At 64.0% G+C, this 9,222-nt stretch carries 9 protein-coding genes; 6 read left to right on the top strand and 3 right to left on the bottom strand.

The window, feature by feature from the left end; all coding sequences use genetic code 11:
* A partial coding sequence (locus HNP02_RS17820; protein ID WP_184440750.1) for a fumarylacetoacetate hydrolase family protein occupies positions 1 to 539 on the top strand: 539 nt, incomplete at its 5' end.
* Between the two features lie 366 nt (positions 540 to 905).
* Here HNP02_RS17820 and HNP02_RS17815 read toward each other — a convergent pair.
* A complete protein-coding gene (locus HNP02_RS17815) occupies positions 906 to 2,138 on the bottom strand; it encodes an FAD-dependent oxidoreductase (protein WP_309241600.1) in 1,233 nt (410 codons plus the stop codon).
* A 257-nt stretch (positions 2,139 to 2,395) separates the two neighbouring features.
* Between HNP02_RS17815 and HNP02_RS17810 the strand changes: the two genes are divergently transcribed.
* The gene (locus HNP02_RS17810; protein WP_184440747.1) at positions 2,396 to 2,857 is read left to right on the top strand and encodes a hypothetical protein; all 462 of its coding nucleotides are present in this window, start codon (positions 2,396 to 2,398) and stop codon (positions 2,855 to 2,857) included.
* A 21-nt stretch (positions 2,858 to 2,878) separates the two neighbouring features.
* On the opposite strand, the gene HNP02_RS17805 is transcribed toward HNP02_RS17810, so the two are convergent.
* Positions 2,879 to 3,508 carry a TetR/AcrR family transcriptional regulator gene (locus HNP02_RS17805; RefSeq protein WP_184440745.1) on the bottom strand — a complete coding sequence of 210 codons (630 nt, stop codon included), beginning with the start codon at positions 3,506 to 3,508 and terminating at the stop codon, positions 2,879 to 2,881.
* A 161-nt stretch (positions 3,509 to 3,669) separates the two neighbouring features.
* Here HNP02_RS17805 and HNP02_RS17800 point away from each other — a divergent pair, with 161 nt between their 5' ends.
* Both HNP02_RS17800 and HNP02_RS17795 read left to right on the top strand, forming a co-directional pair.
* On the top strand, positions 3,670 to 4,533 hold the full coding sequence (locus HNP02_RS17800) for a phytanoyl-CoA dioxygenase family protein (RefSeq protein WP_184440743.1): 864 nt from the start codon (positions 3,670 to 3,672) through the stop codon (positions 4,531 to 4,533).
* The gene (locus tag HNP02_RS17795; RefSeq protein WP_184440740.1) at positions 4,530 to 6,092 is read left to right on the top strand and encodes an APC family permease; all 1,563 of its coding nucleotides are present in this window, start codon (positions 4,530 to 4,532) and stop codon (positions 6,090 to 6,092) included. The genes HNP02_RS17800 and HNP02_RS17795 overlap by 4 nt, the downstream gene beginning before the upstream one ends.
* Before the next feature lie 17 nt (positions 6,093 to 6,109).
* Here HNP02_RS17795 and HNP02_RS17790 read toward each other — a convergent pair whose 3' ends face one another.
* Positions 6,110 to 7,015: an alpha/beta hydrolase gene (locus tag HNP02_RS17790; RefSeq protein ID WP_184440738.1), complete on the bottom strand. Its 906-nt coding sequence runs from the start codon at positions 7,013 to 7,015 to the stop codon at positions 6,110 to 6,112.
* Positions 7,016 to 7,551: 536 nt separating this feature from the next.
* On the opposite strand from HNP02_RS17790, the gene HNP02_RS17785 reads away from it, so the two are divergent.
* Both HNP02_RS17785 and HNP02_RS17780 read left to right on the top strand, forming a co-directional pair.
* Entirely contained in the window at positions 7,552 to 8,361 is an 810-nt protein-coding gene (locus HNP02_RS17785; protein ID WP_309241599.1) for an ABC transporter permease, read from the top strand.
* Between the two features lie 92 nt (positions 8,362 to 8,453).
* A complete protein-coding gene (locus HNP02_RS17780) occupies positions 8,454 to 9,221 on the top strand; it encodes an ABC transporter permease (RefSeq protein ID WP_184440855.1) in 768 nt (255 codons plus the stop codon).
* Position 9,222: the final 1 nt, after the last annotated feature.

The following is a 9,222-nucleotide window of genomic DNA, read 5'->3' as shown; positions in this document are numbered from 1 at the left end:
ACGCGGTGATCGCCAGCGGTGACGTCATTGCGGTACCACCGTCGGCACCCAGTCAGGTGGACTACGAAGGTGAAATCGGGGTGGTCATATCTCGATCTGCCCACCAGGTCCCCGCGGCCGACGCCTGGTCCTACGTTGCAGGGTTGACACCGGTCAACGACGTGAGCGCGCGCGACGTGCAGAAAGCCGGCGCCGCGCAGGGCGACATGGACCGCGTGCTGTCCTCCAAACGCTTCCCAGGGTTCAAGCCACTCGGACCCGGAATCTTGATTGGCGCTCAGCACGCCGACCTCGCAGTGACCACATCGGTCAACGGCGAACTGCGACAGCAGGCCACCCTCGGGGACCTCATATTCGACGTGCCGACGTTGATCGAAACAATCACCGCCAGCATCGAACTTCGGCCCGGCGATGTCATCTCCACCGGTACGCCCGCGGGTGTCGGGTTCGTCAGCGGACGCTACCTCGTTCCCGGCGACGTCATCGAGATCACCCTCGGCGACCTCCCGCCGCTGCACAACGCATTCGGCCACGGCTAACCGGCCCGCCACCAAGGTCCACCAGCCGCTGGTGCCTACGAAGTGAGCACGACGGTGAGGCCGGCGAATTCGCCCTCGGCATGTATCTCGACAACGCGCCAGCGGGCGCGAAATTTCAGCGCATCCGAAGAAACTCGGCAAGCCACGCATCTGTGGAGCCGTACAGAGGTCAGTGACCTCACCATCGAAGGCGCCTGGGCAGGCCCTGTGCGGCTGCACCAGTTCGACCACGCGCTGGCCCGTGGCCGAAGTGCCCGTGCTGGAAATCGTTGCTGCCAGCCACATTTTGGCGGACCGCTCGCCGGCCCCCACCACGGTCGTGCACTATTTCAGGAGCCCGGCGGAACTGGAAATGGAGGATGGCCTTCACTGGACTCGGTGGCGCCGTAGATACCACGGCATGACCAGTGACCGGCGTACCCAGGTGTTGAATCTTGGCGCATTGAGCACCAACCGCCCGATCACGAGCAACGCCGCCCCGCCGATGTTGACCCCGTAAGGGGCTCGGTTGTGCAGGCGGTAGGACGCAAGCGGTGGTGCCCCGTTGGGATAGTGAGGTGGCTCCGCTGCCAGCAGCATGATGTTGCGCGCAACGACTTTGGCCTGCGGTGAACACTCAGACGCCCGTTGTACCGTCGGCCACTCGCTGGTTCCGTCGACCACACGAACCGCGTCCCCGAACGCAAAGATGTCGGGCTGGCTCGACGGCGCAGGAAAGCACTGGAACGTAGGACCGACAGCCAGCCAGCCGGTCGGCGTGCGCGGCAGATCGAGGTCCGCGATCACCTCCGCCGGTTGCAGCCCGCCCGCCCAGTACGTCCCATCGCAGGGTATCTCCTTCGCGCCGTCGGGTCCGTCCACCGTCACCGCTGCACGCGCGACCTGGACCGCACGCGTCCGCAAGAGTACGTCGACGTGCTGCTGTTGTAGGAGGTGTCCTGCTCGACGACCTGCCCGTTCGGATAGGAATGGAAGCAGCCGCGTTCCGCTGTGGATGAGGGTCACCGCGGGCGCCCGCCATCCCGGTGGTCGGACCCGCGCCAAGCGGGCCAACTCGCCCGCCAGTTCGACCCCGCTGATCCCACCGCCGATGACCACGAGCCGAGGCTCGCCGACCGTGTCAGTGCCATAGGGCTGGCCCCGCGTTCCGTTGGCCTGCAGAATCTGCGCATGGGAGCTGTCGAGCAACGCGACGAGATGCGCGTGGGCCGCGTCGAACTCGCCGGCGAACTTGTAGCCCAGCAGGAGCTCGCGGCCCGGTAGCCACTGCGGCGCCGCCAGTGCCGACCCGAGCGCGACTACGACAAATCGCCCACTGAGCCGTTCGCCCGAGGCGAGCTCGACCGTCTTCGTTGGCACGTCCATTCCCACTACGTCACCGAGCACGTACCGGTATCCGGCGTTCTCCACTTGCTGCGCGGTCGCCAGCTCGCTCTTCGACATGGGCAGCCGCAGGCAGAGGCGCTCGTGCGCCAAGGGGATGTACCCGTGTGCCGCCTGACGGTCGATCACGACGATCCTGAGGGCCCGCCCGGCCGGGATGCGTCGCAGCTGATGGACCAGCTCTATGCCGGCCATGCTTCCCCCGAGAATCAACACGTCACAATCGGCAACGGATTCTTCTCGAGGCACATTTCCTCCTGAAGGAGCTGGGTGTTCGAGGGCAGCTTGCGCTCAGTCTGATCATCGAAAGACAAGGCAGAGAACGAGTATATCGGAACGGGTCCATTCAATGGCTAATGCTAGTAACTCTTGTAACAGTGCGAATTTCGGGGTACCGTTCCGATCTGTTGAACTCGATGGGAGGGACCGCGATGGCTGCCACCCAGTCAATTTCAGCTGTCTTCGCTGCAGGGATGGCTCTGTTGCTAGCAGCAGAGCCATCCGATAGTCCGGGGGGTGGTCAGGAGTTCGGTCAAAGTGAGCGCGCCACCGCTGCAACCGATTCCGAACAGGCCATGGCAGTCGGGCTGGGCTGGGCCCGGGCCGCCCTCGGCGCCGTCATCATCACGGTGCCCGGGTTCTTGCTAAGCCGGTTGTTCCCCGGCAAGGATCCCGACCCGGTGGCGGTGGCCATCGCGCGCGGGTTCGGGGCCCGAAACATCGCGGTGGGCGCCGGCATCGTGTGGGCCCACCAGTCGGGCGACGCGGAATTCGAGCGCCGGTGGTATCTGGTCGCCGCAGGCACCGACCTCGTCGACGCGCTGGCCATGGTGGTGGGCCGGGGCCTGCCCAAGGCGCACCGAGTAATCGGGGCGCTGGCAGCCGGTTCGGCCACCGCCGCCGGGGTAGCCGCCGGCCTGCGGGCGGGTGACTAAGGACCACCCCGCTGCCGGCCGCTAGCAGCCACCGTCTCCGGATGACTCCGCGGACAGGAAAGCGCGCATCGCAGTTTTCGCCTTGTCCTTCGCCTCGAGGTCTACGTCGCCGTTGCGGTATGCGTAGCGCGAGAGATGATCGGACATCTCGACAGCAACGATGCAGGTCACTTGGGAAAGATTGAGTTCGAATTGCTCGTTCAAGACGGTTCGAAAGCGCTCGGCGATGTATTGATTGGTGACGCCATCGAGTTCTTTCATTGCCCTTGAGATGTAGCCACGACACCACAACTCGTAGGGCACGGGGCGACTGTAGAAGGCGCTGAATGTTTCGAGAAACGAGTCACACGCTGCGTCAAGACTCGCGAACGGGGTGTCCCCGAACTGATCGGCCAGCCGTCGGCATTCCTCCATCGACTGTTCGGCTAGGGCGTCAGCCACGTCGGTGAGGTTCTCGAAGTACGCGTAGAACGCACCGCCAGTGACAGCCGCCCGGTCGAAAAGCTTTGTGGGGCTGAGGATAAACGCTTCGTACCCGATCTCGGACATGAGTTCTCCCGCAACCGCGAGTATGTGCTGCACCTTTTCGCGGCTGCGTTGTTGCCGTGGAACTCGCCGCATCACTCTGCTGCCCTTACCCTCGCCGGTCATCCCGCGGTCCGCTCAACCCTAAAGCGAAATGCAGATTTAACGCCCTGCAGGTTGCGTGGCGGGGCTTCGGCAGCGACGATGAACACGACCAGAGTCTAGACTCCAGTCTGATATGTGGCCCACTGGTGTGCCGCGCATGCCGCCGCCGCTGAAGGATCGCCATGAGAATCGTCAAGCTAAATCACTTGCCCGCAACGACCTCGCCGTCAGACATTGCGACCGCGCTCCGCGAGGACGGCTACGTCATCGTCGACAAGCTCGCCTCCGATGACGTCATGGACCGGTGCGAACGCGAGCTCAATCCCTATATCGAGGCGACCGGCACTGGCCTCGACGCCATCGCAGGGCGCCAAACGCGGCGCACCGGCGCCCTGGTTGCGCGCTCCCCTGCCGCCCGCGAACTCATCACCCATCCCCTCGTGCTGGGAGCTGTCGGTGAGGTGCTGTCCCACGCCCACACCTATCAGCTTCATCTCACACAGGTGATCTCCATCTACCCCGGCCAACCGGCACAGGTCATTCACCGGGACGAATTCGCTTGGGACGGCTTCAAATTCCCGAGCGACTACGACGTCCAGTGCAACACCTTGTGGGCGATGAGCGAGTACACCGATGAGATCGGCGCAACCCGGGTGGTCCCGGGAAGCCACACGTTGTCCGACCACCACACCTTTACCCCGGCGGACACGGTGCCTGCCGAAATGGAACGCGGCTCGGTGTTGATGTACACCGGCAAGCTGTATCACGGGGGCGGCGCCAATCGCACCGCGGATCGGGTCCGAAAGGCGATCAACATCACCTACGCCGTCGGGTGGGTCCGTCAGGAGGAGAACCAATACCTCTCGACGCCCCTCGATGTCGCGAAAACCCTTGATGATGGTTTGCTGCGCTTAATGGGCTATCAGATGGGGAATCCGGTAATCGGTTACATCAACGACAACGAAGACCCGATATCCGCCATTCATGGAGACCGCCGGCCACTCAACTGGTCGAACGTCGACATCAGCTATGCGGACAAGAAGTGAAAGCCCCGATCCCGAGCGTGGTCCTCGCTGCACGTGACGACGAGGATCTGCAATCGCTCGGCTACACCTCGCAGCTCAAACGCAAACTCGGCCAATCGGCGACGTTCGCGGCGGGCTTCGCGTTGATATCGGTCCTGGTCGGAACCTCGGTCACCTACGGTATCGGTTGGTCGAGCGCAGGTCCGGCAGCCGTGTGGCTCGTCCTCGTCGTATTCCTCGGACAATTGATGACGACACTGGTGTTCGCTGAACTCGCCGCGAAATACCCGATATCGGGGTCTATCTACCAGTGGGCCAAACGGATTGGTGGCGAGTTCCTTGGCTGGATGACGGGCTGGGTGTACACGGTGGCGTGGTTGATCGTCGCCCCCACCATTGCTCTTGGACTGCAGGCAACCTTGACCGCTTTCTCGCCACGCTTTCAACTGTTCGGTTCGGACGTCGTCGCGGCGACGGACCCCCTGTACGCCGCGAACGCAGCGCTTCTTTCGCTCTTTCTCTTCGCGGTGACCACGGCCGTCAATGTCATGAAGGTGTCCGTTCTGCGGCTGTTGAGCTACATCGGAGTGTTCGCGGAGCTGGCCGGCGTGGCGCTCCTGCTGGTGGTGTTGATGTCTCATGTGCGGCGGGGTCCGTCGGTCCTCGCCCATGGCATCGACGTCACCGCAGGCGGCACTCAAGCCGTCGGAGGTCTCCTCATTGCCGCGTTTCTGCCGCTCTACGTTTTGTTCGGAATGGACGAAGCGACATCGCTGGCCGAGGAAACGCGGGACCCGCGCCGCAATGGTCCGCGGGCGATGTTGAAAGCGCTCGGCGTCGCCGGAGGATTGTGTTTTCTCATCGTGGCTCTCGTCCCAATGGCCATTCCCGATCTCACCGATCCCCATATCGGAGACGGGCTGAGCTACGTCGTAAATCTGCTCGCAGGACCCGTGGTCGGCAAGGTCTTCTCGCTGGTCGTGTTGATCTGCATCGTGTGTGCCGCCACGGCTGCCCACGCCCTCGTGGCACGCATGATCTTCTCCCAGGCCCGCGACGGTCGATACTGGGCGGCGACGAAACTGTCACGGGTATCCCATTCCGGGCATACCCCAATTTGGGCAACGCTCCTCGTTGCCGTGCTCTGGTTTACCGCCTTGCTCATCAACATCGCCGTGCCGAGGGTGTTCAGTGCAATCATCGGTGCCGGCACCTTTCTGATATACCTGGGCTATCTGACGGTCAGCGCCCTCGCGCTCCGAAGCAGGCTCCGCGGAGACTGGTCGACACAGCCCGGTCATTTCAGTCTCGGGCGGTGGGGTCTCTACATCAATGCTGCTGCCGTTCTTTTCGGGGTCCTGGCGTGTGTGAACATGATGTGGCCGCGAGCCGCTTTCTACGGCAGCGAATGGTGGCAACGTTATGCCGGAATGTATGTGCCGGTAGTCGTCATCGGCGTGGGCCTCGTCCATTATCTCGCGGCCGGGAAACGGAATCGTGACGTGATCCCGGGCAGCCCCACCGCGAGCTCGCAGCCGATCGGTCCCGCCCAATGGGCGGCCACGCCGCCGGCTTCCTGAGCGATCCGGGTCCGTGACTAGGCCGCGCTGCCTGCGGTGAGAGCATCGTGCAGGCTCGCGCACTGGCTGTCGAAGAAGGATTGCGACACCGGCGCGCCGGGAGCCACCGTGTCGAAGCCGTGGAAGGCGCCGGTAACCACCTCCACGCGGCACGGCACGCCGGCCTTCTTCAGCCGCTCGGCGTAGGCCAGATTCTCGTCGTGGAAGAGGTCGAGCGTGCCAACGCCGATCCATGCCGGCGGGAGGCCGGCCAGATCGGTGTTCCGCGCCGGGACGGCGATGTCGGGGTTCGCATTCCCCAAGTACGCCGCCCACCCGAACCGATTGCTGCGCTCGGTCCACACTCGGTAATTCCGCGCGTCCGATGGGCTCTTCGCCACGGTCCTGTCGTCGAGCATCGGATAGACCAAAAGCTGTAGGGCAGGGTCGATTTCGCCGCGGTCGCGGGTCATCAGCGCCAATGCGGCGGCGAGGCCGCCACCCGCGCTGGCGCCACCGATCGCCACCCGCGCAGGGTCCACGCCCGGCAGTGCCACCAGCCGCTGCAAGGCGGCGTAGCAATCTTCGAGCGCAGCAGGAAACGGATGCTCGGGTGCGGGCCGGTACTCGACCGACCCGACAGTGATCCCCAGCTTCAGGGCGAATCGCCGGCACAACGCGTCGTCCTGCCGTGCATTGCCGAGCAAGTACCCGCCGCCGTGGATCCACAGCAGGGCACCAGCAGTAGCGGCCGACTCCAGCGGCCGGTGCAGCCTGACACCGGCGCCGGCAGCGAACGTGACTACCTCCACATCGTCGCGCCGACGAGGCAGGTGCAAAAACGCTAGCGCGCGCAACAGCGGCAAGGTCCGACGGGAAACCAGTGGGCGCGGCGCGAACCGGGCAACCCGTCGCAGGTCGGGGTGAAAGTCTTCGCTCGGCACGGTTCGAACCCCCTACTTCAACGACGGCCTCGGGGCGATGCGAAGCCCAGCTCTGTTATGTGTTGCGGCCGTTGGTTATCGGCATTCCGGTGACGTTGCCGTCGGTCCGGGCTCCGCGCCCGCGATGGCCCGGCGGAGGTTGAGCCGGCGCAGGGTCGAGGTTGAGCGGACGGGCATGGCGATCTCTCCTCGCTCGGGTGAAGGCAGGTCGGACGTCCAGTCTGCGCGCAGCTACCTAGGTTTCGCAAGCCACTTGCATAATCACGTTACTGGCGGTAATACTTGCACCGATCAGCCGTGACTGTCGTCACATTGCGCTGGTCCGGCCGAGGCGAGAGCGGGGATACGAGATCGATACAGCGAGACAATCCGCGATCGGCATTGACGCCGGTGAGGCCGATGCTGACCAGACGGATGTGGGCGAGCCTGCGGGGTCATCGCGGCCCATAGCACGCTCCACAGCGGCCCACGGAGAATCGTCGACAGTCTCTGACGGTCCGCGACCGCCGGTCGAGGAGCGTTCGGCCGTCGGGGAGATCAGCAATTGGGGCCGCCGGTATCTACGGTCTCATCCGTTGATGTCGCTGGGCACAGTGGGCGGCCAGGTGATGCTGGGTGTGCGCACTCTGCAGTACTTCTTCGTCGACCTGTTCAGCCGCCGATTCAGGATGGGAGAATTCGTCCGGCAGGCCGCCTTCATGGCCGGGACAGCCTTTGTCCCCACACTTTTCGTGACAATTCCGATTGGCGTCACACTATCCATTCAGTTCAGCTTGCTTGCCGGTCAGGTCGGCGCCACCTCGTTGTCGGGCGCGGCGACCGGGATGGTGGTGATCCGCCAGGGCGCACCGTTGGTGGCGGCGATCCTGCTCGCGTCAGCGGTTGGCTCGGCTGTGTGTGCGGATCTGGGAGCGCGGACGATGCGCGAAGAAGTCGATGCGATGGAGGTGATGGGTGTTTCGGTGATCCGCCGGCTGGTGGTTCCCCGGTTCGCCGCGGTCATCGTAGTGGGGGTCGCTTTGACCGGGTTGACGTGTTGCGTCGGGTACATCGCCGGCTACCTGTTCAACGTGTACATGCAGGACGGCACCCCGGGCTCGTTCGTAACGACGTTCGCATCATTCGCCACCGTCGGTGATCTGTTACTGGCTTTGGTCAAGTCGGTGGTCTTCGGGGCGATCGTCGCGATTGTCAGCTGTCACAAGGGCTTGGACACCCGCGGCGGTCCGGCCGGGGTGGCCAACTCGGTGAACGCGGCGGTGGTCGAGGCAATACTGCTGCTGATGCTGGTCAATGTCGTGATGAGCCAGCTCTATATCCTCGTCTTCCCGAGACAGAGTCTGTAGTCGTGGCGACCACAACGTATCGTCCCCGCGGCACCGGCCCGGTTGTCGAAGCGGCGGGTACGGTCGGCCGAACGGTGGCCAAAGCCGGCCACATGATGTATCTGTTCGGCCGGGTTGTGACGTCGATCCCGATCATGCTGCGGCAGTACCGGCGAGAATTCCTCCGGATTCTGGCGGACGTCGCGTGGGGTAACGGTTCGATCGTCGTCGGTGGCGGGACGGTTGGCGTCGCGTTGGTGTTGGGGGTTAGCGCAGGTGCGCTGACCGCCGTCGAAGGCTACAACGCGTTGAACCTGCTGGGCCTGGGTCCGGCGACCGGTCTGATCTCCTCGTTTGGGTCTACACGCGAACTCGCGCCGATCATGGTTGGCCTCGCGTTCGCCATTCAGGCGGGATGTCGCTTCACGGCACAGCTGGGCGCCATGCGCATCGCCGAGGAAATCGACGCCATCGAATCGATGGCGATCAACCCCATCCCGTATCTGGTGACCACCCGGGTCGCGGCATCCGTCGTTGCCGCTATTCCTCTTTTCGTCGCGTGCTTGGCGGTGACCTACTTGTCTGCTCAGCTCGTGGTCGGAATATCCTCAGGTCAATCCGCCGGGACATACCTGCACTATTTCTCGTTGTTCATCAGCGGTCGAGATGTGCTGTACGCGACGGTTAAAGCCGTCGTCTTCGTCTTCGTCGCATCGACGATTCAATGCTATTACGGATACTTTGCGTCCGGCGGTCCTGAGGGTGTGGGCGTGGCTGCGGGACGGGCGATGCGCGCGAGCATCACCGTCATCATCATCGTGAACATGTTTCTGACCATGGCGCTGTGGGGCGTGGACAGCGGCGCAAGGTTCGGCGGGTAGC

Origin of the sequence: Mycobacterium sp. AZCC_0083 (genome assembly GCF_014202335.1) — a bacterium.
Classification (GTDB): domain Bacteria; phylum Actinomycetota; class Actinomycetes; order Mycobacteriales; family Mycobacteriaceae; genus Mycobacterium.
The sequence above is the reverse complement of the archived record's forward strand: the minus strand, read 5'-3'. Positions and strand labels throughout refer to the sequence as shown.